Origin of the sequence: Anaerohalosphaera lusitana, from assembly GCF_002007645.1 — a bacterium.
Classification (GTDB): domain Bacteria; phylum Planctomycetota; class Phycisphaerae; order Sedimentisphaerales; family Anaerohalosphaeraceae; genus Anaerohalosphaera; species Anaerohalosphaera lusitana.
In genome coordinates, this window is the sequence record NZ_CP019791.1 from 231,223 (window position 1) to 255,807 (window position 24,585).

Below are 24,585 nucleotides of genomic sequence, written 5' to 3' on the forward strand. Positions count from 1 at the left end.
GCGCGATGGCTGTTTTATGCTGGATCTACCTATAAGGCGGGTGGCAAGCTGGGTCGCCGCCCGCACTTTTGCGCCATGATTGCTCTGAGGGACGCGTTGGCGTGATGCTGCCGCGATAGTGCATGTGTACTCGTCACGTTCTCTGGACCCCAAATCAAGTTTGGGGTGACAAATGGAGGCGGGGGTCAGGCGGTGGTTAGTTTTTCGCGGATGATGTTTGCGCGCATTACGTCGCGGTCGTCGGGGGTGAGTGTTTTGCGAGCGTTCAGTTGGAGGTGGGCCGGCTGGGTGAGCATGAAGAGCTCGTTTACGTCGGTGATGGAGAGGTTTGGGAGTTTGCCGAGGTTTACGCCGAGGCGGAGGTGGCTGAGGAGGAATAGGGCCTCCTGGGAGCTGATCAGGCGTGCGCTTCGGAGGACGCCGAGGGCTCGCTGGACCTTGTCGTCGAGGACGGCGGGTCGGGAGCGGAGGAGTTCTTCGCGGGCTGCGGATTCGTAGGCGACGATCTGGGGGACGATGGCTGTGGCGAACTGGTCGACGATCTCCTGTTCGGAGAGGCCGAGGGTGACCTGGTTGGAGAGCTGGAAGAAGTCGCCGGTGGCTTCGGTGCCTTCGCCGAAGAGGCCGCGGACGGCTAGGTCGAGGTCGCGGGCGGCGTTGAAGAATTTGTCGAGCTGGCGGGTCATTTTGAGTGCGGGCAGGTGGAGCATGACGGAGACGCGGATGCCGGTGCCGAGGTTGGTTGGGCATGCGGTGAGGTAGCCGTATTTGGGGCTGAAGGCATAGTCGAGGTGTTTTTCGAGCTGGTCGTCGATGCCGTCGATGCGCTGCCAGCACTGCTGGAGCTGGAGGCCGGTCTTGTAGACCTGCATGCGGAGGTGGTCCTCTTCGTTGATCATTGCGGCGAAGGATTCGTCTTCGCTGAGGACGAGGCCGCGGGGGCCGGTGCCGTTGGCGTGGCGTCGGCTGATGAGGTGGCGTTCGACGAGGAGTTCGCGTTCGAGGTCGGTGGCGGATGCGATGTCTATGTACGAGGTTCGGCAGTCGAGGTCGATGCCCTTGAGTTCGGCGGTGAGCTTGTTGAGTATCTCGGACTTGCGGTCGGAGTCGAGGCACGGGAGGAACTGGAAGCCCGCGAGGTTGCGCGCAAGGCGGACACGTGAGGAAATAACGATCTCTGATTGAGGCCCTGGGGTGTTGAACCAGGTGCTTGTGTGTTTACTCAGGTCGGCTAAATTCATTGCAGATGGTTGATCTTGTCCCTAATTTCGGCGGCGGTTTCGTAATCTTCGAGTTTGACGGCTTCTTCGAGTCGGCGGCGGAGGTTTATAAGTTCGATCTGTGTTTTGTTGTCTTCGGGTATGTGTTCGGGGACCTTGCCGGAGTGGGTTGTTCGGCCGTTCTGTGTTTTTTCGATGAGCGGGTTTAGCTGGTCCTCGAATGCTTCGTAATCGTGGGGGCAGCCGAGTAGGCTTTCTTTTTTGAAGCGGTCGAGTGTCATGCCGCATGCCGGGCAGGTTGCTGAGCCGAGGTCGGCGTCTTCTGCGGCGGCGGTGAGCTCTTCTTTTGCTTCGGGCTGGGATGCGAGAAGCGTGCTGAGCAGTTCGTTGAGCGGGATCTGGGCCTTTACGGAGAGGCCCTGCTGCTGGGCACAGTCCTCGCAGAGGTGGGTTTCGCTTCGCTGGCCGTTGCTTATTTCGGTCAGGTGTATTGTGGCCATATTCTGTTTACAGAGTTGACATTGCATTGAGTTGCCCCATTTAAAATCGTTAGATCAGTGTCGTTTTGTCACTGTAAATTGTATCGGCAAAAGATGAAAGGGGTTTGCACAAATATGCCGGAGTTGTGGAAAAACGGCTCGTTTTCAGCAGAGATCATGTATTCAGGCCTCCTTTTATCATGGTAATAATGTCCGGAAGGTGCTTTTAGTTATCGGGGCGGTATCTGGCCCAGCAGTTGTGCTCTTCCATGACCTCAGTATAGTCGAGGTGGACGCGGGAGGGCAAGAGTTGGGTGAGGGAGTCGTGTATATATTTTGCGACGAGTTCGGCGGTGGCGCCGGAGTCGGGGAAGTCTGTGAGCTGTTCGAGTATCTTGTTGGATATGGGCCTGAGGATGCTGGTAAGTTTTTTTTTGAGGTCGATGAAGTCGATGGCCATGTTGTTTTGGTCGAGGTCGTGGGAGGAGACGGCGACCCGGACGCGCCAGTCGTGGTGGTGGGGCTTTTCCTGTTGGCCGTCGGGCATGGTGACGGCGTGGGTTGCGACGAAGTTCTGTTCGATAGTTATAGCATACATATTTCACCTCCGGTTCATATAGCTAATCATACATACATCAAAGAATGTTGCAAGTTAATTGGTTCGGGAAATTTGGGTTTTTGTCTTTTGCAGATGAGCCCGATAAGTTTGAACACAGCTATACAAATGCAGAATCAGCCTCAAGCCGTGTGACTAATGAAACACCAAAAAGTTGCCTGCAAAACTCTTGATTTTACAGCGTTTTTTTGGTAAGATATAGTTAATTCAGCTTGAAGTTTCAGCCGCATTCACGGGTTCTACGAATTATTTAGGAAAGAGGAAATGAAAACCAGAATATGTTTATGTCTGTCGACGTTGCTGCTGGTCTGTGGTGGTGTTATGGCCGATGCGATATTTGTGCCCAACTATTCATTTGAGGAACAGAGTCTAAATGACGGTGCATGGCTGGACAATAACATTACAGGCTGGGTAAGAACCCGGAGCGGTACAGCGGGAGTCTTCAATCCGCAGGATGAGAATTATCCCGGCTCGGCGGGGGCGGACGGTGAGTTGCCGGGAACTGCGCACGGATCTCAGTTGGCCTATATCAACAACGACAGCACCATAGAGTCGGCGAGTTCTTTGGGGGCTGTCCAGAACAACACGATGTATGTATTGACGGTGGCTGTTGGAAGCCGGTATGACTATCCTCCAAACGGCAGCAGTTATACTATTGCAATACTTGTCGATGGCATTGTGGAAGCCTCGGAAACCCTGTATATAACCGAAGATGTGATTCCGCTAGGGACGTTCGTTGACATGAGCACTTCATTCACTACTTCTGAAAATGATTATCGCGCGGGCGGGGAGATTAAAATCAGTCTCACCCACGATGAGGATTCGACACTTTACGGTCAGGGCAGCTTCGATAACGTCAGGCTTTCGGCAGTGGAGCCTACGAGCGTTTCCGGGATTTTGGTGGATGCGGTAACGGCTGAGCCTTTGGAAGGGGTCGAGGTTACTTATTGGTCCGACAGGCACGAATTCTGGCAGAATGACTTTACTGATGCCGACGGCGCGTTCACACTGGCGGGGCTGAAGTCGGGTCCGGCGGAGATAAAGGCACGGCCGGATGTCGGGAGCGGGTATGCATGGAATCTTCCGTGGCTGATCAATACAGTTGTTCTGGAAGAAGGTGAGGAGCGTTCGGGTCAGATTATCGCGCTTCGAGAAGGCGCACTGGTCAGCGGTTACGTCAAGGATTCGGCGGGTCAGCCGATTGCTGATATCGAGGTCGAATGGGTGGGCAGGATGTGCGACGGCTGGCTGGATACGGACGCGAATGGGTATTATGAAATGCGGCTTCCGGTGGGGGAATACAAGATCACGGTATATAGTGAAGATGAGACTATCGGCAGTATTGGAGCGAATGTCACGATCGCGGATGTTAGCCAAAGCGTTGTTGTCAACGACATTGTCGTATACACGGAGCAGACGGGCAGTGCGATCTCCGGCAGTGTGGTCAATTCGGGGGCATACTCCAAGGACGGATTTTTCGGCATAGCGGCGTTTGAGGCAGGGACCATAATCGACCCCAACAGCCTGTACTCGATAATGCCGGTTTCGGAGGCGGGTTTGATGGAGGCGGGGAGTTATGCGATTGCCGCCCTGCCGTCCGATCGCATTTATGATTTTTACCTGCTGGTATTCAACGAAAGCGCGGACGGCATAGAGTCCTATTCGGTAAGGGACGGGCAGTTCAATGTATCGCCAGGTGCGACTGCGGTTGATCTTTATTATACGTCTGAGGGCGGCACGGTGGCAGGGTCCGTAGAGAATGTTGACGGTAAGGCTGTTGTCGGCGCTTATGTTGCAGTTATGGATATTTCCGGCCATGGTGAAGTTGCAGGGTTTACAAATACCGATGAGAACGGCGAGTATGTCATTCATAACGTGGGTGCGGGGCAGTATGTAGCGGCAGCATTGCACAGTATGTATGGCCATGCGTCGGCTGGTTCAGTGGTCGAAGTTACGGATGGTGGAACCGTTAACGTGGGCACGATCTCTATGGCGTTTGCAGGTGATAAGGAAGCGGGCAATCTGAACGGGGACGGGGTAGTGGATATGCAGGACTTTGCGGAGCTGGCCGACGGCTGGATGCAAAGCGGCTCGTTCGAGGCGGATCTCGATCAGGACGGCACGGTTGGAATCGAGGACCTGCTGCGGATAAGTGAGACGTGGCTGTACAGGCCGATCTGGTATAATCAGTGAGGCGCTATTCTCATGCTGTTTTGCTTTTCGGCGGACGAGTGTTGCGAGCGTGTAGAGGATGTGGTTCATTGATCGGCCTCGGCTGTGAGTCCAACAGAAGGTGCGTGATTTTCTACCCTGTGAAAGCTGAGATTCCATGAGGCCCAGTGTTCGAGGTTTTTGTCTGCTGTTTCGCGTTGCTGACGCAGAATTATCGAGGCGGATCTTTTGATATGTTCGTCTTTTGCCTGGTTCTTGAGGCGGAGAATCTCGGGGTAGGCATCCGTTGACAGATACGAAAGGTAATCCATGTCAATTTCTCTGCCATGGTTGAGGTAGCGATCGATATTCTTTCGGGCGATGTAGCGGTCGATGCTGAATGAGCTGACAAAGACCAGAAATACAAAGGCCAGAGAGAGGCCCGCACTGACGAGCCAGCAGGCCGATCTCTTCTGGAAAATTTTGAAAACGAAAAGCAGAAAAAAGCCCGCCACCCAGAGCAAAAACAAGGCGACCAGGATTCGCAGGTATGTATATCCATACGCCTGTTCATATACAGAAATCCGTTTCAGGCCGGAGGCGATGATCACGAGGGTCTGAACGATCAGGGCGACCCATGCAAAGTTAACCATCTGCCTGAGTGGGCCCTGCTGGTCCCGCAGTTTGTATTCGGTATAAAGGATAATCGCTGAAACGAGGAGGACCGCTGCCCAGAACTCGTAGAAGCCTTTGTGTGTGTATTCGGCATAAGTAAACGAGGTGTTCCTGATGACTGCTTTACCGCCAAAGAGGTATCCAAGTTGGATAATGATGAAGCCCAGGAAGAGCAGGTTGTTCATGATCAGGAAAACAAAGACAATGATGCCGTCGAAGTTGCGCTTTGGTTCAGTGCGGCTGAGGTGTGACTGGAGGGAGGTGTTTTTGGCAACTCTGTAAAGATAGCCGCAGAAGATGAACCACATCAGAAGGATAACGGCAGCTCTTTCGAAAATCTCCGGCTCCCAAATGAATTCGAAAAAATCGCTTACGTATCCACTGAAGACAGGGTCGGCGGAGGTGAAAAGTCCCGCAAAAATCGCGAGGAACGGGATAGAAATTAGAATGCCGACGAGAACTTTCAGCGTGGTTTTTGAGGCCTTGCCGTTTCGTGAGAGTTTATTGACGATCTGGCCAAGTGCCTTTGGGGCTGTGAGGATGCCGGCGAATGTCATCTTGATCAGCGATTCGAAGACGCCAATGAAATTCGAAAAGGCATAACCTTCCTGCCCGGCGAATGCGACTGCGCCGAGGCCGAGAAATACAGCGGGGATGGCTGCATAGAGAATCAGGTAGTTGCGGTAGCAGGCAGCACAGACCGAGAGATATATCAAAAGCAGCAGATGGATGAACAGGGTTGGTTTGGCTTTGGAGAGACGCGGCTTGCTGTACAGTAAAAGCACGCAGATAACGATGGCTGAAAAAATGGGCACCGAGATGCCGTAAGTTCTGTCCCAGAAGAGGATATTCCAAGCTACTGCGATTAGCAAGGAACCCAGTGTCACAAGTGTAATGGACATCGCTGTCTCCTGATATAGTTTATTGTTTACTTTAACCGATATCGAGACGATAATTCATCTCCGGCAATAGTGCGATCGCTGACAAACAGGTCTTTTTGGAAGGCTCTAAATTCTTTCTGATGAAGATTTTAGATTCTTCGGACAAGAGCCGATCGTCTGCTCGCACATATAGTTGGCAATTGTCTTGGGCATCGAATATTGCAACGCTCAATTTTCCTTTGGTACTGATGCTGTAGCGGCCTTTATAGTTGCTACCATTAATAGAAAAATTGTGCATATCTTCTTCGCACAGGCATAACAGTTCTTCGCAGGATTCAGAAAATAATCGGACGCTGCTGGATATTTGCATATAGGCTGAGGCGAAAGCTTCTTTTTCGGATGACTCAAGAAAGAAGTTCGATTTCATGAACCAACCGGATAATTTTTGGGGCAAGCCTTCGCAAGATGGCAAATAAGCGATTGGCTTCATTTTGAGCATTGCATTGCCATGGCTGTCATCTATTGTAAGGAGATTTCGAAAAGTTTTGTGGCCAATTCGATACTCATAAAATTTGTCAGTATCGGATAGAAATGAATTCAGGCGGGTCTGTTCGCTACTGGATAGCTCCGGCAAGGATCCTTTGTTAAGGCCCTTTTTGTTCGCGCGCACCATCCAATATACTCTTGCCGCAACAATGAAAAGCATAGCTAATGACAACCACAATGGATGTATCGCACTTAGCATAATGTCTGTCAACAAGTGAACAGCCTTAAAAACTAACAGGGTTTAAAAACTTCAAAAGTCAGGCGTTTTTGTTTGTTGGGTCGGTTTCGGGGTTTGGTTTTCGGTGGACGAGGGTTGCGAGCGTGTAAAGGATTAGCCAGGGGATGGAGTAGATCAATGTCTTTTCTTAGCATTTGAGAACACCACAAAATATAGGTCCTGAAAATTATAGAGCTATAGACTCGCGATACCTGCTTCTTTTGACTGAATTTAACTTTTCTGCATTTTCTTAAAAAACAGGAAGTCTTATTTTAGTTTTAAGGGCGAAAGTAAAATAAAAGCTCCTGTCTTTTACTTTCCCAAGCTTTTTATCTATTCCTAGGCGTGGAAGATTTCCAGATATCGGTCGAATATGTAATGCCGGTTACGTTTGTAACCTGTGAACTCACGCAATATATTGTGGTCCTCCATTTGCTTTATTAGATCGCCCGCAGCTTTCGGGGATAGATCCAGAAACTCTCCAGCCTCAGAAATAGATATTACTGGACCACTGTACAGCCTATAAATTAATTTGCGAGCATTTTCGGCCCGTCTTCCAAATTGTGCAATGAGCCGGTCCATTTCTTGTTTGAGCTGGATAATTCGCTGGAATGTGTCTTTCCCTTTGTTTGCGGTTGTAACGACTGCATTTAAGAAAAACTTAACCCAGTGAAGCACGTCGTTTGATTCTCTGACACGGGAAAGTGCATCGTAATAAGAGTTTCTGTTCTTTTCAAAGAAATCTGACAGGTATAATGATGGTTTGGCCAGTAATCCATTGCCGACGAAATAGAAAGTGATTAGTAGTCTGCCGATCCTGCCGTTGCCATCGCAGAAAGGGTGGATGGTCTCGAACTGGTAGTGCGCAATGGCAGCCTTAATAAGGTGTGGAACATCGATATCTTCATTGTGCAGAAAGTTCTCAAAGTCGTTCATTAGATTAGAAACTTCCACATGTGAAGGCGGTATGTACATCGCATCGTTGAGCCCAGATCCCCCAATCCAATTTTGACTTCTGCGAAACTCTCCGGGGGACTTATGTTCACCTCTAGCACCGTCCATCAGAATTGCATGCATCTCACACAGCAGCCTTGAAGAGAGAGGGAACTCCCTCAGTCGCTCGACGCCATGATTCATAGCCTTGATATAATTCTGTACTTCCTGCCAATCATTCCGTTTTTCTGGGGCGATGTCATTCTGGTCCATCACCACCTCATCCATCTCAGTCATGGTACCCTCGATTCGGCTGGAAGTCTGGGCTTCCTTTATTATGTGCATACGAATAAATAAGTCTATATCAGGCACAATGAAGGAAAATGCATTGAGCTCGCCAAGGGCTTGGATAGCTTTCTCCAGTAATACATTAACTTTTGGATCATGCCACACCCAGGTATGGTTGATGTACGCTGGGCTAAAGCTTTTGTATTGGTACTGCTTAAGATACTTGCCAGCCTCGAAGTCTTTCATATTCATTGATTTTGCTCGCGTTTAAAGCCTCATGAAGTTCATTCACATTTGATCTATGAATATAGATAACGTTCGTAACCGGCCAAGATGGATTTAGGTTCAGGCGTCTTTGTTTGTTGGGTCGGTTTCGGGGTTTGGTTTTCGGTGGGCGACTCTTTCCTGGAGGCGTTTGTAGACTGGGGCGGGGATGAGGTTTGAGACGTCGCCGCCGAGGAGGGCTACTTCGCGGACCATTGTTGAGCTGACGAAGCCGTACTCTTCGCTGGTCATGATGAAGACGGTTTCGACGCCCGCGACGGCACGGTTTGTCATGGCGAGCTGGAACTCGTACTGGACGTCGGTGAGGTTTCGCAGGCCTCTGAGCATGACGTCGGCGTGGACCTGTTTTGCGAATTCGACGGTTAGGCAGGCGTAGCTCTGGACGGTGACGCGGGGCATGTCGGTGACGAGTTCGCGGATCATCTCGACGCGTTCGGCGGGGGTGAAGAGCTGGTCCTTGGTGGGGTTCTGGCCGATGGCGATGATGACGCGGTCGAAGAGTTTTACGCCGCGTTCGATGACGTCGATGTGGCCCTTTGTGATGGGGTCGAACGAGCCGGGGAATATGGCGGTGACGGGATCGTGGTGCATTTTTGGATTCCTGAGCTTAGTTGGTTAGCCTGCTTTTTCGTTTAGTGGGTCGAGCGATTCGAGGATCATTTCTTCAAGATCGCGGGCTGAATTTTCGAGCTGGAGCTGGGTCATGAATTTTTCGGCGACGGAGAAGCGGCGGGCGGCGAGCTCGCGGACGGTGTCGAAGTTGAAGCTTTCGTCGAGGCGGGTTTGCCAGTAGTGGTAGTCGATCTTGCGTTTCCAGCTTTGCAGTGCGTCGGTGGCGGACTTGCCGTGGATGGCGTAGCGGCGGAATTCGTTGAAGATGCCGACTGCGCCCATGTCGTCGAGGGAGCGGGCGTCGGCGAGGATGAGGGCCTCGGTGGTTTTGGTGAGACGGTTGGAGGATTCGTAGATGATCTTGTTTATTTTGTCGATCTTCGGGCCGGGGATGATATTGGTGAGTTTTTCGGTGGCGATCTGGGTGGAGAAGTCGTGGAGGTCGGACGTGCTGACGTCGGCGAGGGAGACGCGGTTTGCGGGGTCCTCGGGGTCGGCGTAGCGGGCGAAGCCTGCGTCGCAGAAGTATGCGGCGGCGGTGAGGCAGAAGCGGTCGACGGAGAGGCCGCTGTTGGTGATCTCGGGGAGGCGGGCGATGTGTTCGACATTGCGGACGAGGCGTTGGGTTCGGTCCCAGAGCCAGGTGTCGTGTTTGCCGCTTAGGGTTGGTACGGCGACGGCCTGGTGGGCGAGTTCTCTGATAGCGTCGGTTTGTGCCATTTGCTGCTCCGTGATTTTGCGGCCTGGCGCGCGGGTGTTCGTCGGAACGTAAACTGCTGGTGCGGCGTCGGCTGCGGCCGGTCAGTCGCTTTGGGTAAACATTTGGGCACCTCTAACAATTCATTTTGTCGGACAAGCGAATCTTTTTGATTCCGAGCGGCGTCAGACAAAACCCGCTTTAGCTACAACTAAAGCTGATTTGTCTTCCTTGCCGGAACACAAAAATCTTCTACTTGCCGCTCAAAAGCAATTATTAGAGCCACCCTTTATCTTTTATTTGCCGGACCTGTGCTTCGGTCAGGCCCTGGGGCTCGATGCCCGCGTTTTTGCAGAGCAGGTATATTGTAGCGGCCTTGTTGGCTATGTCAATTAAATCAAAAGACTTATGCGGGGTGGGGGCGACGGCGAGGGCGCCGTGCTTTTCCCAGACGCAGACGGGGGTTTGGGTGAGGGCGGAGAGGGTTGCGTCGGCGACGGCCTGGCTGGCGGGCATCTCGTAGGGGACGAATGCGATGCCGTGGGGGATGTCCATTATGACTTCGGTGTGCATGGAGGACAGCAGGGAGGTTAGGGATTCGGTATTCTGGAGCTGCGGGCAGTGGGTCAGGGCGGTGAGTTCGTTGGGGTGGGTGTGGACGACTGCGGTGGATTTGAGGCCCTTTTGGGTGTAGAGCTGGTGGATGGCGAGGTGCGAGGGGAGTTCGGAGGTGGGGCGGGCGCCGGAGGAGGGGCTCAGGAGCTCGTATGCGTCGGGGTCGGGGGTTAGGCGGATGATGCAGACGTTGTCGGAGGGGTTTGCGGCGATGTCGCGCATGGTTCGGCCGGTGGCGGTGATGACAATTAGGTTTTCGGCGAGGGCGGTGAAGGAGCGGCCGAGCTTGACGGGGGCGGCTGTGGGGGTGAGCGGATCGGCAGTGATGGGGCCGAGATTGTAGGATATGTTGCCGCCGGGGCCCTGTGCCCAGCCCTTTTCGGCGAGGAGGCGGGCGAGGGATGCGATGTCGTCGAGGGCATTGGATACTGCTGGGTTTGATTTTTCGTGCTGGTTCATAGCAACTCCGCATTGTAGTCTCAAAGCTAAGACATTAGCGACACATGGTGCGTCCGGTCAAGCTAATTCGTGCTGAGAGGGTTCCAGAGGTAAGTTACGCCATGAAATATAACCAATTTTTGCGTTTTCTCCATTTTTTTCTGAGAATTTCAGGCCTGAACAGCATTATATAATAGAAAGAAAATGATGAAAGCCCGACGGTTGATGCCGTTGCTGATAAATCACACTCTTCACTCAGCCGAGTCCGGGAGCACTTTCTGGATTCGGCTCTTTTTTGACTCATGAAAGTGATAGTTTTGGTGCTGAGTCAGGCCGAGATCTGTGTTTTAGTGAGGGGCAGATTCTTGTGAAAGAAGCCTCAAGTTAACAACCACGGGTTAAAACCCGTGTGGCATAGCCGCTTTCGGACTTAGCCCGTCCGCCTTTGGCGGATAACTTCATCTATGGGTTAACACCCGTAGAATTGCGGTGGAATATTAAATCAGGACTTGAAAAATTTTGTTTTTTTGGCAGTTTTAGCTTTGACTTTGGCAAATATCCTGCTATTTTATAATTGTACAATTTGAAAATTTAGACAGCGAGAATAGCTGTTAACGAATCACACTCTTCACTCAGCCGGGTCCGGAAGCACTTTCTGGATTCGGCTCTTTTTATGCGCTGAGCTGCTGGGGAACCGCTGGGGGATGATCGGCATTCTTTTGCGCGGATATTTGCGGGTGGTCTGAAAGGCAGATTTAGGGCAGGTTTGTTTCTACGTTGTTTTGTTGGCAGTAGGATTGGATCGCTTCGGTGAAGGTTGGGCCGTAGGTTTTTGCTTTTTTCTGGCCTATGCCTTTTATCTGGATGAGGGTGCGGTATTCCGTGGGGCGTTTGGCGGCGAGCAGGCGGAGGGTTGCGTCTGAGAGGACGACAAAGGCGGGGACGCGTTTTTTGTCGGAGAGTTCGCGGCGAATCTCGCGGAGCTGCTCGAAAAGATCCTTATCGACGCCCTGCCAGGCTTTTTCTTCGACGGCGGAGACCTGTTTGACGGTGGAGCGGGACTGGCGGACGGGTTTGAGCAGGCGTGGAGTTAGGTCGCCCTTGAGGATCTGGCCCGCGGACTGGGTGAGAGTGAGGTTGCGGTATGGGCCGGTCTTTTTGATATGGCCCTGGTTGGCGAGCTGTTCGATCCAGTCGCGAACGATGCCTCGGGTGCGGTCGGATAGAAGTGCGAAGGTGGTGAGTTCGTGGTGGTCGTTGGCGGTGATGTCTTTGTCTTTTGCGCCGATGAGGACGCGAGCGGTGTAGTCGGCGGGGTATTTCTGCTCGAGGCGAGCGATGCAGGAGATGATCTTCTGGGCGGTGATGAGAGATTCGGGGAGAGTTTCGATGGTGCCGAGGCACATGTCGCAGGCGGCGCAGGAGGATTTTTCGAGGGTCTGGCCGAAGTAGGCGGAGAGGGACTTGTGTCGGCAGCGGAAGGAGTGGACGAAGTCGTAGGCCTGGGAGAGTTTGTCCATGGCTGCGCGTTTTGGCTCGGGTTCGAGGTCCCTGAGGAGGAACTTCCAGGTGTGGTAGTCCTTGTCGGCGTAGAAGAGGGCGCAATGTGCGTCTAGGCCGTCGCGGCCGGCTCGGCCGGACTCCTGCTGATAATTTTCGAGGGATTTGGGCATGCCGGTGTGAATGACGTAGCGGACGTTGGATTTGTCGATGCCCATGCCGAAGGCGACGGTGGCGACGATTATGTTGACGCGGTCGTAGATGAAGGCTTCCTGGTTGAATTTGCGGATGTGGTCGGCGAGGCCCGCGTGGTACGGGAGGGCCTTGTATCCGGCGGCGGTGAGTTCGGCGGTGAGGGTGTCGACGTCCTTGCGGCGGATGCAGTAGACGATGCCGGGGTCGGATGGGTGTGCGTCGATGACCTTACGGACCTGGGCGAGGCGGTCGTTGAGGGGGGCGATGCTGTATATAAGGTTGGGGCGGTCGAAGGAGCCGACGAGGATCTCGGGGTCGGTGAGGTTGAGCTGGTCGACGATGTCGCGGCGGACGCGTTCGGTGGCTGTGGCGGTGTAGGCGTGGACGGCAACGTCGGGGAATATCTCCTTGAGGCGGTCGAGCTGGCGGTACTCGGGGCGGAAATCGTGGCCCCACATGCTGACGCAGTGGGCCTCGTCGATTGCGATAAGGGAGAGCTTTGTGGACTTTAGCATCTCGATGGAGGGGTCGGTGAGGAGGCGTTCGGGTGAGATGTAGAGGAGCTTTACTTTGCCGGCGGTGATGCAGGAGGTGACGGCCTGGCGGTGGGGTGGAGTCATGGAGCTGTCGAGGCGGGCTGCGGGTATGCCGCACTGCTGGAGGGCGTCGACCTGGTCCTTCATGAGGGATATGAGGGGTGAGACGACGACGGCCATGCCGGGGAGGGTGACGGCTGGGACCTGGTAGCAGAGGGATTTGCCGCCTCCGGTGGGCAAGACGACGAGAGAGTCGCGGTGGTCGAGCGCAGCGGTGACGGCATCGGTCTGTAGGGGGCGGAAGGTGGTGTAGCCCCAGTATTTTTTCAGCGCTTCGGTCGCCTGTTCGATCATTGGTTCGGCCCGGTTATTGGTGCTGTTAGAAGGATTATGAGGGCATGTTATTGCGGGGGCGGTTCGGTGTCAAGAAGGGGTTTAGTAAGGTTGGGGGAGGTTATCGGTCGCGACATGGTCCCATAACTGGCAAGGCGGTCCAGAAAGTGAAGATTTTCATGAAAAACAGTGCCTGTAAATTTGCGATGTCGTGATTGGAAGTTATGTTTTAATAGGTTCGTAAAACGGTTTTAGCCACGGTTTGCAGGTCAGATTTGCAACGATCGTGAAAATACATACGCGATAATTCTTTTGAGTCGACGGACGAGCCAGAGATGCCGTGGTAATTGTGAAAAAGGGTTAAATTATTCTTGGTGAAGTAGCCGATATGGTGTATATCTAATTGTGCAACGAGTTACTAACCGGATAGGGTCAAACTGATGAAAAATCCCGCCAGAACAGCGAAGGTCGTAGTCTCGCTAATCGTGTCGATGACACTTGGCGCGGGTATTCTCATGGCTTTGGATGACAAAGCTATCTCCGAGGGGGCATTCAGCCTGGCGAGCTACACGCGTCTGAACAGTATTGACAAGGCAGCGAATCCTGTCGAGGCAGCGCTTCGGCAGTGGGAGCAGGTCGAGGTCTACTGTGCGAATATCAGCAGTGATACCGACAGCCATTTCACTATCTACAACGACGTGCTCGGTGAGGACGGCGTTATCGAGCAGACCAACAGTTGGCGTAAGCAGCGTAGCTGCGATGCGGACGGGAGCAAGACGATCCGAGTTTGTGTGGTCACGGGGGTTGAGAACAAGCCTTCGGATTGTCAGCTCAAGAGGACGGCGGCACTGATCGAGAAGCTCCGCCGCAAATGCGGTATCAACAACCGCGACATCTACTATCCTTCGAACTGGCAGATATAGCCGGGGCAGCAGTTTCAACAGTTTGCTGTAAGTCAGTATGGATCCCACTTATGTGATGAGTGGTATTTTTGCGCGCTGAGACGGGTATGCAGACGGGTGCATAGCGCGTGGGGCAGGAGGCCGGTGAATATCTGGTTATGTTCAGCGGGTCTATTTTGCGAGATCGAAGGGGTTTATGTAGTCGCCGTAGCGTTTTTGGGCGGCGATGAGGCGGTTTCGGGTGTGTTTGAATGTGTCGAAGACTATGCGCGGGGTGTCGGCGACGGTTGTGCGGTAGATGTTTTCGACGCGATGGTATTTTTCGAGCAGTTGCGGGATGCGGATGGTGAACTGTTTTGTGTAGTCGGATTCTGTGTAGTCCTTGTTGAGTTTGTCGGCGAAGAGCGGGACGAGGTCCTCGTAGCGGGGGATCAGGCCCGTTGGGGTGTTGATTGCGGGGACGTCGTTGTGGACGCGGAGTTCGGCCCAGAGGAGCCAGACTGTTTTGTCAAGCTTGCCGTTGAGGAAGTCGCCGTTTTCGTTCTGGAGGAAGTAGTTCGTGGAGAAAATGGCAGGCGGGGACTGGAGCGAATGGCCGAAGTCGAGGTTGTTTTCGACGTATCGGCCGAGCGGTATTGCTACGAAGTCCATGTTTGACATTATGTTGAACTTGCGGACGCCCTCTTTGCCGAGTGTTGCGGCGGTGGTCTGGGACTCGATTGATGCACCTTTTAGTATGATGCCCTCGGTCCAGTTGTAGGCCTGCTCGACGGGAACGAGTGTGTCGCTGTCTCTTCCGCCGTATATGATGCCGGAGAGGGGTACTCCCGCGGGGTCATCCGTGTGGGGATCGCGGTTGGGCAGCTCTGAAAGGCGGACGGTGTAGCGGGCGTTGCGGTGTGAGGGCGGGACTGGTTTGCCGTCGGAGTCGAGTTTGCCTGTGTGCCAGTCGCCTGAGTGGTTTTCGCCGGTTTGGGGCAGTTCGGCTTTCATGCCGGTCCAGTATGGTTTGCCGTCCGAGACGAGTACGTTTGTGAAGATGACCTCAGCGGGGGTGGTGAGTGCGCGGTATATCTCCGGGTCATCGTCGGGGTTTACGCTTCTGATGATGCCGAAGATGCCGTGTTCGACGTTTACGGTTCGGGCGCGGCCGTCGATGTTGCGGATGTATGCGATGTCGTCGCCGACAATGGTCTGGTGAGGGAGCATGGCGGTGGAAGTTTTGCCGCAGGCGGAGGGGAATGCGCCGGTGAAGTATGTGACGCGGCCGTTGGGGCCGTGGGCGCCCATGACGAACATGTGCTCGGCGAGCCAGTTTTCGGAGGATGCGCGGTGTATGGCGAGGCGGAGGGCGAGTTTTTTGAGGCCGACGGAGTTGCCGGCGTACTGGGTGTTTACGGTGTAGACTGTTTCGTCGTCGAGATCGATGTAGATGCGGCGTTTGTCGGTTTCGGTGCTGCAGTGGTGGGAGTCGAGGGGGCCGCTGGCGTGGAGGAATGCGAAGAAGTCTGAGCTGCCGTCGAGGTTCTTGAATTGATCGTAGCCGGGGCGGCAGAGAATGGATTCGCTGTGTGCGACGTATGGTGAGTCGGTGATCTGTACGGCGGAGATGGAAAATGGGGAATCGGTTGGGCCGAGGCACCAGAAACAGATGATCATGGTGCGGTTTCGGTAGGAGCCTTTGAGGTATGAACGGACCTCTTTAAGGCCCGCGGTCCTGTCAATGGACTTTATGTTTTTGCCAAGTGTTTGACCCGGTTCGAGGAGGTAGGCGGTGTGAGCGGGGTCGCGTGCCTGGTCGCGGTAGCCGTCGAAGTGGCAGGTGTGGCCGGGGGTTGCGAGGGGGAACTCATCGCCTGTTTCGAGGGCCATTTTGCGGATATGGGCATGATCCGCGGGGGAATCAGTGCAGATGAACAGGTCGCGGGGTTGGCAGAGGGAGATGGCGTCGGCGATGAAGGCGTTGAGCTTTTCGTTGTTAAGGGCGGTGATCTTTCGCAGGTCCTCGGGTGAGACGATTTTATCGAACTTGCTTTGAGTGAGCATGGCTTGACCTCAATAACTGGTCCAATGCGAAATGATTGGACTTTATAGTCACTATATGTCATTTTAACGCGATAAGTTCTAATCGTCAATAATCAGGGCGGAGTTTAAGAATTATGAAAAAAGAAAGCCCCGTCATCGTGACAGGGCTTATGAGAGCGGAAGGTGTTAGTTATCTTTATTATTGATACCGCTGAACAGCGATGCGGGTTCTTATTTTTCTTCCTTCTTTTCGGTTCCGATCATTGCGTTGAATTCGAGGGCGGCGGAGTTTACGCAATATCTAAGGCCGGTGGGTGCCGGGCCGTCGGTGAAGACGTGGCCCAGATGGCTGCCGCATTTGGCGCAGCGTATTTCGGTTCTGACCATGCCGTGGGATTTGTCGATGCGTTCTTCGATGTTCTCACGCTGGGTAGGCTGGGCGAAGGCGGGCCAGCCGCAACCGGAATCGAATTTGTCCTTGGAGTAGAAAAGCTCTTCTCCGCATGCTCCGCACTTGTATACGCCGTCTTCGAAAAATTTGTAGTATTTTCCTGTGAACGGTTTTTCGGTTCCGCCTTCGCGGAGAACGTTGTATTGGTCGCGTGTGAGATCTTCGCGCCATTGTTGTTCGGATTTTTCGACTTCGTAACTCATGGGTACTCCTTTCGTCGGTTGTGGGGCGGCGACAGATCCGGGTTCAACCCGTCTGCAGCCTGATTGAGTAAGAGCGATGATGATTACGGAAATAATTGCTGTCAGCTTCATGATCAACTCCTTATTCAACTTGGCCGGCACGGAATAAGAATCGCAGCATAAAGAGCCTTCGCGAGACTATCCCATGCCGGTCTCCACTAATAGATACGGAATAACTGGTTTTGTGTTCGGTTCAAAGCTGATCGAGCTCGGCAGCCGATCATATAGCAAGGAGCGGGGGGAGCCTGTCAGGGTGGCAGTTTGGGGGAAGCGATTCTGCCTGGTTTTGCAGCAGCTACAGGGGTAAGGTAAGGATCGGGAGGATGTAAGTGCCTTTTCCAAAACAGGTTAGAGAAAAGGGTAGAATCGCAGATGGATTGTGGCACGTGATTTGCATTTATAATTTTTTGTGCGGAGATGGTGTTTATGTATCGTCCGCATGGGTGATTTTTAGGCGTTTAATGGCTGGTCCGGTACAGATTTCGGACGGCTTTTAGAGAAATATCATTGAAAAAGATTTGCATTGATCAACAATTGTATTGAAAGGAGCAAGAAACGATGAAAATCCGACCATTGGGTGACAAGGTCATTATTGAGCGTCTCGAGGCTGAGGCTGTTACGGCAGGCGGGATCGTACTGCCTGACAGCGCTAAAGAGAAGCCGCAGCGGGGCAAGGTCGTCAACGTGGGTGAAGGTAAGGCGATGAAGGACGGCTCGCGGAGTGAGATGCAGGTCAAGAAAGGCGATGAGGTGATCTTCGCCAGTTATGCGGGTTCCGAGATCAAGGTGGGTGATAAGGAATACCTGATCATGGACGAGTCGGATATCATGGCGGTTGTCGGCAAGTAGAGACAGTTGCAATGCCGCTTTTTAGAGTTGTGAATCGGCCTTGTGCCGGAAGATAAAACACAGGAGATAAATATGGCAGCGAAAAAGATAGCCTTTAATTCAGAAGCAAGAGATCATATCCGTGAGGGTGTGTCGAAGCTGGCCAGCGCGGTAAAGATAACGCTCGGGCCATGCGGAAAGAACGTGATCATCGAGAAGAGCTTCGGTTCGCCGACGGTTACGAAAGACGGTGTGACGGTTGCGAAGGAAGTCGAGCTTGAAGACGCCTATGAGAATATGGGCGCCCAGATGGTGAAGGAAGTTGCGTCGAAGACGTCGAACGTGGCTGGTGACGGTACGACGACGGCTACGATTTTGGGCGAAGCGATCTATCTGCAGGGTTTGAAGAACGTTACGGCCGGTGCGAACGCGATGCAGGTCAAGCGCGGCATCGACAAGGCGGTTGACGCGTTGACGCGTGAGCTGGCGAACATGAGCATACAGGTCGATTCGAGCAAGCAGGTCGAGCAGGTTGCGACATGCTCGGCAAACCAGGATGCGACGATCGGCAAGGTCATGGCTGAGGCTATGGAAAAGGTCGGCAAGGACGGCGTGATCACGGTCGAAGAGGGTCAGTCGCTGGAAACGACGGTCGAGCTGGTAGAGGGCATGCAGTTCGATAAGGGTTACATCAGTCCGCATTTCGTAACTAACACTGAGAACATGACTTGCGTTCTAGAAAAGCCTTACGTGCTGATATTCGAGAAGAAGATCAACTCTGTGAAGGCGCTGGTTCCGCTGCTGGAGAAGGTGGCGAAGCAGAACCGTCCGCTGCTGATCATCGCAGAGGATATCGAAGGTGAAGCGCTGGCGACGCTGGTAGTGAACAAGCTTCGCGGCGTGCTGAACATCGCGGCAGTGAAAGCTCCGGGATTCGGCGACAGGCGTAAGGCTCTGCTGCAGGACATCGCGCTGCTGACAGGCGGCGAGGCGATATTCGAGGATCTTGGTCTGCAGCTCGAAAAGGTCGATATTACGCAGCTCGGTCAGGCAAAGCGGATCACGATCGACAAGGATACGACGACGATCGTCGAGGGCGCTGGCAGCACAGAGGATATCCAGGCGAGAATCGCACAGATCAAGAATCAGATCGATGCGAGCACTAGCGATTATGATATCGAGAAGCTGCAGGAAAGGCTCGCGAAGCTGGCAGGCGGCGTTGCTCAGATCAATGTTGGTGCTGCGACCGAAGCAGAGATGAAGGAAAAGAAGGCACGCGTGGAAGACGCACTGCATGCCTGCCGGGCGGCTGTTGAAGAAGGTATTCTGCCGGGCGGCGGCGTTAGCAGCCTGAGAGCGCTGGGCGCACTGGATAAGGTCGAGTGCGTTGGCGATGAGGGCATCGGCGTGGATATCGTTCGCAGAGCGGTAGTTGCTCCGATCAAGCAGATCGCGACGAATGCGGGGCTTGACGGGTCGATCGTGGCTCAGAAGGTGATGGAATCGAAGGATACGAACTTCGGTTACAATGCCTTGACGAAGGAATACGGCGATATGATCGAGTTCGGCGTGATCGTTCCGACGAAGGTCGAGCGGACGGCGCTGCAGAACGGTGCTTCGATCGCATCTCTGCTGCTGACGACAGACGCGCTGGTCACTGAGATCCCGGAAGAGAAAAAGGGCGGCGGTGCCGGAGCAGGCATGCCTCCTATGTAATTCGGTAATATAAAGGAGCGTCCCGTCGCGGGGCGCTCCATACTTTTTTGAAAGCGGACCGAAATGTTTTTCAGGTTCAGTACAAACCGGTTTTCACAGGCGACGAACAGTATAGCGGCGACGGTGTTTATTGTGGGGATGCTGCTATTGGGGTTCAGTCTGTTCATTTTCGCTGTGCCCGAGCTGATCGGCTATATTGTGGCGGCACTGTTTTTCCTGGCGGGAGTGAGCGTGCTGGGGTATGCGGTGCGGCTGTTTATCATGGCGCATCAGTTCAACCGCAGGATGGGGCAGGACAGAGGAGACCGGTCATATCGGCGGAACGTGGAGATCCATGTGCCGGATGAGGATCGGGACTACTAGAGCCCGAATCTGCTGCAGAACAGGGATTTTCATCAATCTCAGCACTGGAAATGGGTGTATGTGCATTTAATTTCGGATCGTGTGAAAACACAGAGCCCGATATAATGGGGGATTTTGCCGGCGTGAAGGCGGCTGAGCGTGTTTAACCAAGCCTTCCATACGGCCTATCACTTACTGCGAAAGCGGCAAAAGACCATTTTTTTCTTGCAGTAGAAATATTTCCTGCTATAATCATTCTAACACGAAACATTCTTGCTGGAAGCAAGTATAGTGTTACCCTGCCTCACTTAATCATTATTTATTGTCCGAGGCGAGTCTGTAGACACTACTTGACATAGATAGGAAATAGAATTGAGCGAACTGACACAAATACAAGAACATACAGCACCCAGGCGGAGCTTTCTGGATTCGTACAGGGGTCGGATAATGATCGCGCTGAGGCGGATATCGCACTTCGAGGACCAGTATTCCAAGAAGCTCTCTGCTGAGTACAATGTGACCGGGCCGCAGCTTCTTTGTCTGCATATTCTGGCTCACAGTCCCGAGATGACGCTTTCGCAGCTCAGCAAGGTGGCCAGCCAGAGTGGAAGCACGACCAACGGCATCGTTGACAGGCTGGAGATGAAGGGTCTGGCGAGGCGCGAGAGACAGACGACTGATCGCAGGAAGGTGATCATTCGACTGACAGAGAAGGGAAAGCAGTTTGCGCAGGATTCTTCGCTGGTGCTGCAGGACAAATTGAATCATGCAATATCTGAACTGCCCGAGCTGAAGCAGGCGACAATGGCAGAATCGTTAGAAGAAATCGTCAAGCTGATGGGCGCCGAATGACGGCCGGCCCCGCTTGAAGTTTTATTAAACAGCTAGTTATCTGGGAGAGATATAACTTATGAAAGCCCTGACAAACAGACAGAAGGAAATGGTTAACATTATTGACGATGACGCTTGCGGCTCGAATTGGCGCGACTGGAAGTGGCAGATCCGTCATTCTGTTAAGGACCTGGACACCTTTGAAGAGCTTCTGGGCACAAAACTTTCCGACGAGGAGAGAGAGAAGTTCAAGAAGGTAACCGAAAAGTTCCCGATGAGTGTTACGCCTTATTACATGTCGCTCATCGACACGGAAGATATGCATAACGACCCGGTGTTCAAGCAGGCGTTCCCGGCGATGTCCGAGATGACGCTGCAGAAATGCGAAATGTCGGACCCGCTGAGCGAAGACAAGGACAGCCCGGTGGAGGGCATTACGCACAGGTACCCGGACAGGGTGCTGTTTCTGGTGAGTAATGTCTGCTCGATGTACTGCCGCCACTGTACTCGTAAGAGGCGTGTGGGCGATGTCGATTTCATTCCGGACCGCACAGTGATGCGCAAGGGCATCGACTACATCAAAGAAACGCCTCAGGTTCGCGACGTTCTGCTGAGCGGCGGCGATCCTTTCATGCTGGACAACGATCTGCTTGACTGGGTGCTGAGTGAACTGCATAAAATCGAGCATGTCGAGGTGATCCGCATCGGTACGAGGATGCCGGTTGTGCTGCCGTATCGTATTAACGACGGACTGATCGATGTGCTGAAGAAGTATCCGCCGATCTGGATCAATACGCATTTCAATCATCCGCGTGAGATTACTTCGTCTTCGCGTCAGGCGCTGAAGAAACTGGCGGACGCAGGTATTCCGCTCGGTAACCAGTCGGTACTGCTGGCGGGTGTGAACGACTGTCCGCGTATAATGAAGGCGCTGGTGCACAAGCTGGTGGCGAACAGGGTTCGTCCTTACTATCTGTACCAGTGCGACCTGTCGGAAGGTCTGTCGCACTTCCGTACGCCGGTGGGCAAGGGCATCGAGATCATGGAAAGCCTGATCGGTCATACGAGCGGATTTGCAGTTCCGACGTATGTGATCGACGCACCGGGCGGCGGTGGTAAGATCCCGGTTACGCCGAACTACCTGGTATCGTGGTCGACGAACAAGGTCGTGCTGCGAAACTATGAGGGCGTGATCACGACTTACAAGGAGCCGGACTCGTATGAGCCGTGGTTCTGTAACCGTGAATGCGGCGACTGTAAGCTGACGCTGAAGCTGGAGGATGCGAGCGAGCACAAGTGCGTTGGTATCGGCAAGCTGCTTTCTGATCACGACAAGACTATTTCGCTGGTACCTGAGAACAACAGCAGACACGAGCGAAGAGACTAAATCCGTTTTTTAGAAACTGGTTCGAATTTGCGGGACGAAGCCTGCCAAGCGATGGCGGCGAGTTCCGATGATTTGCAAAAATGGCGGGCAGTCGGTGAGGTGGCCGGCTGCCCGTGTTTATGTGGTTCAGCTAAGGAGAGGCAATGGCAGTCTTTGACTATGTAATTTTCGGCTTGTATATGTGTGCTGTGCTGGGGGTGGGCTTTTATCACTTTCGCCGGAATACTGACAGGGACGATTATTACGTAGGCGGCCGGGCGATCAAGCCGCACCATGTCGGGCTTTCGATCGTGGCGACGGACGTGGGGGGAGGATTTTCGATCGGCCTGGGCGGTGTCGGGTTCATGATGGGGCTGGCGGGCAGCTGGCTGCTGTTTACGGGTCTTGTGGGAGCGTGGCTCAGCGCGGTGCTGATCATACCGAAGGTTAAGAAGCTTGACGCGAAGCATTCGATGATGACGTATCCGGATTTTCTGCGGCGCAGGTACGGGCCTACGGTCGCACTGCTGGCGGCGCTGATCAGCGGGATAGGTTATCTGGGATTTACGGGTGGACAGATCCTGGCGGGTGCGAAACTGGCGGCGGGGACGATATTCACCGAGGCGCCGTTCGGCATGGACCCGATCAACTTTTCGCTGTACGTGATCGCGGTCATTACTGTGCTGTATACGGTGGTAGGCGGGCTGAAGGCGGTGATATATACGGACACAGTTCAGTGGCTGATACTGCTGGGCGGGCTGATCCTTGTCACGGTTCCGGCGACGTTTATGCAGATCGGCGGATGGGGCGCTCTGCGGGCTGAACTGCCTAAGGAATATTTCAATTTGACGAATATTGATTCTTCAACGTTCATCAACTGGATGGTCACGATCATACCGATCTGGCTGATCGCGATGACGCTGTATCAGAGAATGTACGCGTGCAAGGATGAGAAGGACGCTAAGAAGGCGTGGTATATTGCGGGGATATTCGAGTATCCGATCATGGCGTTTACGGGAGTAATCCTGGGCATGTGTGCACGGGTGGTATTTCCCGAGGCGGAGCCAGAGATGGCGATGCCGATGCTGATCAAGGATGTGCTGCCGATCGGTGTGACGGGTATTGTGATAGCGGCGTATTTCAGTGCGATCATGTCTACGGCGGACAGTTGTCTGATGGCGTCGAGCGGTAATTTCGTTAACGATATAATCGAAAGGTATTTCTGCCCGAGTATCAGCGATAAGGGACTTATGCGGCTTTCGCAGGTGGTTACGCTTGTGATCGGAGCGACCGCGGTTATACTTGCAGCGCAGTCGGAGCAGGTGCTCGATGCGATAATGACGGCGTATGGATTTATGGTTTCGGGGCTGTTCGTGCCCACGCTGGGGGCGTACTTCTGGAAGCGGAGTACGGGTCTGGCGGCAGGGACGGGGATGCTTGGCGGCGGAATAACATACTTGCTGCTGGAATTTGGAGCGATCGAGAAACTGGCGCAGAGATTTGAATGGTCCAGTTGGCTGTCGCTGTCCGAAAAGATGACAGCGTTGGATCTGGACCCGACGTGCTATGGTATCGCGGTTTCGGCGGTACTGTTTGTGGTACTTTCTCTATTTGGGCCGCAAAGACAAGTCGAACTCAGTGACAGCGATTCGGAAGACGGTGATGCCGGCACGGCTGCGGCTTAGAGATCGAAGAACAATAAAGCAATTTAATGAGAGAAACAGAATGAGTTTTGACAAGACTGAAATTCTTAGAAATTCACTGATCCAGCACGGCAAGAGCAGTGATCGTGTATATTTGATGAAACTGGCGGAGCAGGATCTGCCGGACATTATCGGCGATATTGAAGAGCTGGCGAAGAAGAACGGTTATACCAAGATATTCGTGAAGGTGCCGATGAAGCTTGGGGTCGACTTCCTCTCGCGCGGTTACGTGACCGAGGCGACTGTGCCGGACTTTTATGACGGCAGCGAGAAGGCGGTATTTCTGGCGAAATATTTCGATGAACGCAGAAGCAACGATCCAAATGTGAAGGTCATCGCTCAGAATCTCAAGCTGGCGAAGGAAAAGGCAGGTACGGCGAAGAATATCGTGATCGAGCCCGAGCTGGACATAGGCAGGACGACGGATCAGGATTTCGATGAGATGGCGGAAGTATATAAGACCGTTTTCGCGACGTATCCGTTCCCGATACATGATCCGGCATACCTGAAGGAGACGGCTGAAAGTCATGTGCAGTACTACGCGGTGCGGGTTGACGGGAAGATCGCGGCGCTTGCTTCGTCCGAGATGGACGTGAAAGGCAAGAATTCGGAAATGACGGACTTTGCAACTTTGCCGGAGTTTCGCAAGAAAGGGTTGGCGAAGAAGCTGCTGACGACGATGGAAAAGGACATGCAGGAGCAGGGACTGAAAATGGCCTATACGATCGCGCGGGCGATGTCGCCGGGGATGAATATCACGTTCTCGCAGCTCGGGTACGAGTTCGGCGGGACGCTGGTGAACAATACGGCGATCTGCGGACAGATCGAGAGCATGAACGTGTGGTACAAGAAGCTGTAGGCTGTCTGAAACCAATATTTTAGTTGGAAAACCTCAAGGTTCGCGTGTTTTGGCGCGGGCCTTTTTTGTGCGCAGGGGCTGATTAGTACAGTGATGCTTATTG

At 53.4% G+C, this 24,585-nt stretch carries 21 protein-coding genes; 9 read left to right on the forward strand and 12 right to left on the reverse strand.

Annotated features, from left to right (window positions below):
• Positions 1 to 185: 185 nt before the first annotated feature.
• From STSP2_RS01065 to STSP2_RS01075, 3 genes are all read right to left on the reverse strand, one after another.
• Positions 186 to 1,241: a protein arginine kinase gene (locus STSP2_RS01065; protein WP_146659021.1), complete on the reverse strand. Its 1,056-nt coding sequence runs from the start codon at positions 1,239 to 1,241 to the stop codon at positions 186 to 188.
• Positions 1,238 to 1,747, reverse strand: coding sequence for a UvrB/UvrC motif-containing protein (locus STSP2_RS01070; protein WP_146659024.1), 510 nt, complete (start codon positions 1,745 to 1,747; stop codon positions 1,238 to 1,240). Before STSP2_RS01070 ends, STSP2_RS01065 begins: the two co-directional genes overlap by 4 nt.
• A 178-nt stretch (positions 1,748 to 1,925) precedes the next feature.
• Positions 1,926 to 2,297, reverse strand: coding sequence for a 6-pyruvoyl trahydropterin synthase family protein (locus STSP2_RS01075; protein ID WP_146659026.1), 372 nt, complete (start codon positions 2,295 to 2,297; stop codon positions 1,926 to 1,928).
• A gap of 282 nt (positions 2,298 to 2,579) precedes the next feature.
• On the opposite strand from STSP2_RS01075, the gene STSP2_RS01080 reads away from it, so the two are divergent.
• A complete protein-coding gene (locus tag STSP2_RS01080) occupies positions 2,580 to 4,508 on the forward strand; it encodes a carboxypeptidase regulatory-like domain-containing protein (protein ID WP_146659028.1) in 1,929 nt (642 codons plus the stop codon).
• Between the two features lie 65 nt (positions 4,509 to 4,573).
• Here STSP2_RS01080 and STSP2_RS01085 read toward each other — a convergent pair whose 3' ends face one another.
• From STSP2_RS01085 to recQ, 7 genes are all read right to left on the reverse strand, one after another.
• A complete protein-coding gene (locus STSP2_RS01085; protein ID WP_146659029.1) occupies positions 4,574 to 6,043 on the reverse strand; it encodes a DUF4153 domain-containing protein in 1,470 nt (489 codons plus the stop codon).
• Between the two features lie 31 nt (positions 6,044 to 6,074).
• The gene (locus STSP2_RS01090) at positions 6,075 to 6,695 is read right to left on the reverse strand and encodes a hypothetical protein (RefSeq protein WP_169852889.1); all 621 of its coding nucleotides are present in this window, start codon (positions 6,693 to 6,695) and stop codon (positions 6,075 to 6,077) included.
• Positions 6,696 to 7,124: 429 nt separating this feature from the next.
• Positions 7,125 to 8,258: a Fic family protein gene (locus STSP2_RS01095; RefSeq protein WP_146659032.1), complete on the reverse strand. Its 1,134-nt coding sequence runs from the start codon at positions 8,256 to 8,258 to the stop codon at positions 7,125 to 7,127.
• Positions 8,259 to 8,351: 93 nt separating this feature from the next.
• The gene (gene coaD, locus STSP2_RS01100) at positions 8,352 to 8,882 is read right to left on the reverse strand and encodes a pantetheine-phosphate adenylyltransferase (RefSeq protein WP_146659034.1); all 531 of its coding nucleotides are present in this window, start codon (positions 8,880 to 8,882) and stop codon (positions 8,352 to 8,354) included.
• Positions 8,883 to 8,906: 24 nt separating this feature from the next.
• The gene (locus STSP2_RS01105) at positions 8,907 to 9,623 is read right to left on the reverse strand and encodes an HD domain-containing protein (RefSeq protein ID WP_146659036.1); all 717 of its coding nucleotides are present in this window, start codon (positions 9,621 to 9,623) and stop codon (positions 8,907 to 8,909) included.
• Between the two features lie 253 nt (positions 9,624 to 9,876).
• Positions 9,877 to 10,674, reverse strand: a complete 798-nt coding sequence (gene rhaD, locus STSP2_RS01110; RefSeq protein WP_146659038.1) for a rhamnulose-1-phosphate aldolase — start codon at positions 10,672 to 10,674, stop codon at positions 9,877 to 9,879.
• A gap of 734 nt (positions 10,675 to 11,408) precedes the next feature.
• A complete protein-coding gene (recQ, locus tag STSP2_RS01115) occupies positions 11,409 to 13,238 on the reverse strand; it encodes a DNA helicase RecQ (protein WP_146659040.1) in 1,830 nt (609 codons plus the stop codon).
• 419 nt (positions 13,239 to 13,657) lie between these two features.
• On the opposite strand from recQ, the gene STSP2_RS01120 reads away from it, so the two are divergent.
• Positions 13,658 to 14,140, forward strand: coding sequence for an N-acetylmuramoyl-L-alanine amidase (locus tag STSP2_RS01120; protein WP_146659042.1), 483 nt, complete (start codon positions 13,658 to 13,660; stop codon positions 14,138 to 14,140).
• A gap of 150 nt (positions 14,141 to 14,290) precedes the next feature.
• Here the strand turns inward: STSP2_RS01120 and STSP2_RS01125 are convergent, their stop codons facing one another.
• Positions 14,291 to 16,165 carry a phosphoenolpyruvate carboxykinase (GTP) gene (locus tag STSP2_RS01125; RefSeq protein ID WP_146659044.1) on the reverse strand — a complete coding sequence of 625 codons (1,875 nt, stop codon included), beginning with the start codon at positions 16,163 to 16,165 and terminating at the stop codon, positions 14,291 to 14,293.
• 210 nt (positions 16,166 to 16,375) lie between these two features.
• Positions 16,376 to 16,798 carry a peptide-methionine (R)-S-oxide reductase MsrB gene (gene msrB, locus STSP2_RS01130; protein WP_205848043.1) on the reverse strand — a complete coding sequence of 141 codons (423 nt, stop codon included), beginning with the start codon at positions 16,796 to 16,798 and terminating at the stop codon, positions 16,376 to 16,378.
• A gap of 597 nt (positions 16,799 to 17,395) precedes the next feature.
• On the opposite strand from msrB, the gene groES reads away from it, so the two are divergent.
• From groES to ablB, 7 genes are all read left to right on the forward strand, one after another.
• A complete protein-coding gene (gene groES / locus STSP2_RS01135) occupies positions 17,396 to 17,686 on the forward strand; it encodes a co-chaperone GroES (protein WP_146659048.1) in 291 nt (96 codons plus the stop codon).
• 72 nt (positions 17,687 to 17,758) lie between these two features.
• Positions 17,759 to 19,381 (forward strand): chaperonin GroEL, encoded by a 1,623-nt coding sequence (groL, locus tag STSP2_RS01140; RefSeq protein WP_146659050.1) that lies wholly within the window; start codon positions 17,759 to 17,761, stop codon positions 19,379 to 19,381.
• A 63-nt stretch (positions 19,382 to 19,444) separates the two neighbouring features.
• Positions 19,445 to 19,744, forward strand: a complete 300-nt coding sequence (locus tag STSP2_RS01145; protein ID WP_146659052.1) for a hypothetical protein — start codon at positions 19,445 to 19,447, stop codon at positions 19,742 to 19,744.
• Between the two features lie 351 nt (positions 19,745 to 20,095).
• Complete coding sequence (locus STSP2_RS01150) at positions 20,096 to 20,575, forward strand: MarR family winged helix-turn-helix transcriptional regulator (RefSeq protein ID WP_146659054.1); 480 nt, start codon at positions 20,096 to 20,098, stop codon at positions 20,573 to 20,575.
• A 58-nt stretch (positions 20,576 to 20,633) separates the two neighbouring features.
• Positions 20,634 to 21,941 carry a lysine 2,3-aminomutase gene (kamA, locus tag STSP2_RS01155; protein ID WP_146659056.1) on the forward strand — a complete coding sequence of 436 codons (1,308 nt, stop codon included), beginning with the start codon at positions 20,634 to 20,636 and terminating at the stop codon, positions 21,939 to 21,941.
• Positions 21,942 to 22,084: 143 nt separating this feature from the next.
• On the forward strand, positions 22,085 to 23,605 hold the full coding sequence (locus STSP2_RS01160) for a sodium:solute symporter family protein (RefSeq protein ID WP_146659058.1): 1,521 nt from the start codon (positions 22,085 to 22,087) through the stop codon (positions 23,603 to 23,605).
• Between the two features lie 40 nt (positions 23,606 to 23,645).
• Positions 23,646 to 24,482 (forward strand): putative beta-lysine N-acetyltransferase, encoded by an 837-nt coding sequence (ablB, locus tag STSP2_RS01165; RefSeq protein WP_146659060.1) that lies wholly within the window; start codon positions 23,646 to 23,648, stop codon positions 24,480 to 24,482.
• Positions 24,483 to 24,585: the final 103 nt, after the last annotated feature.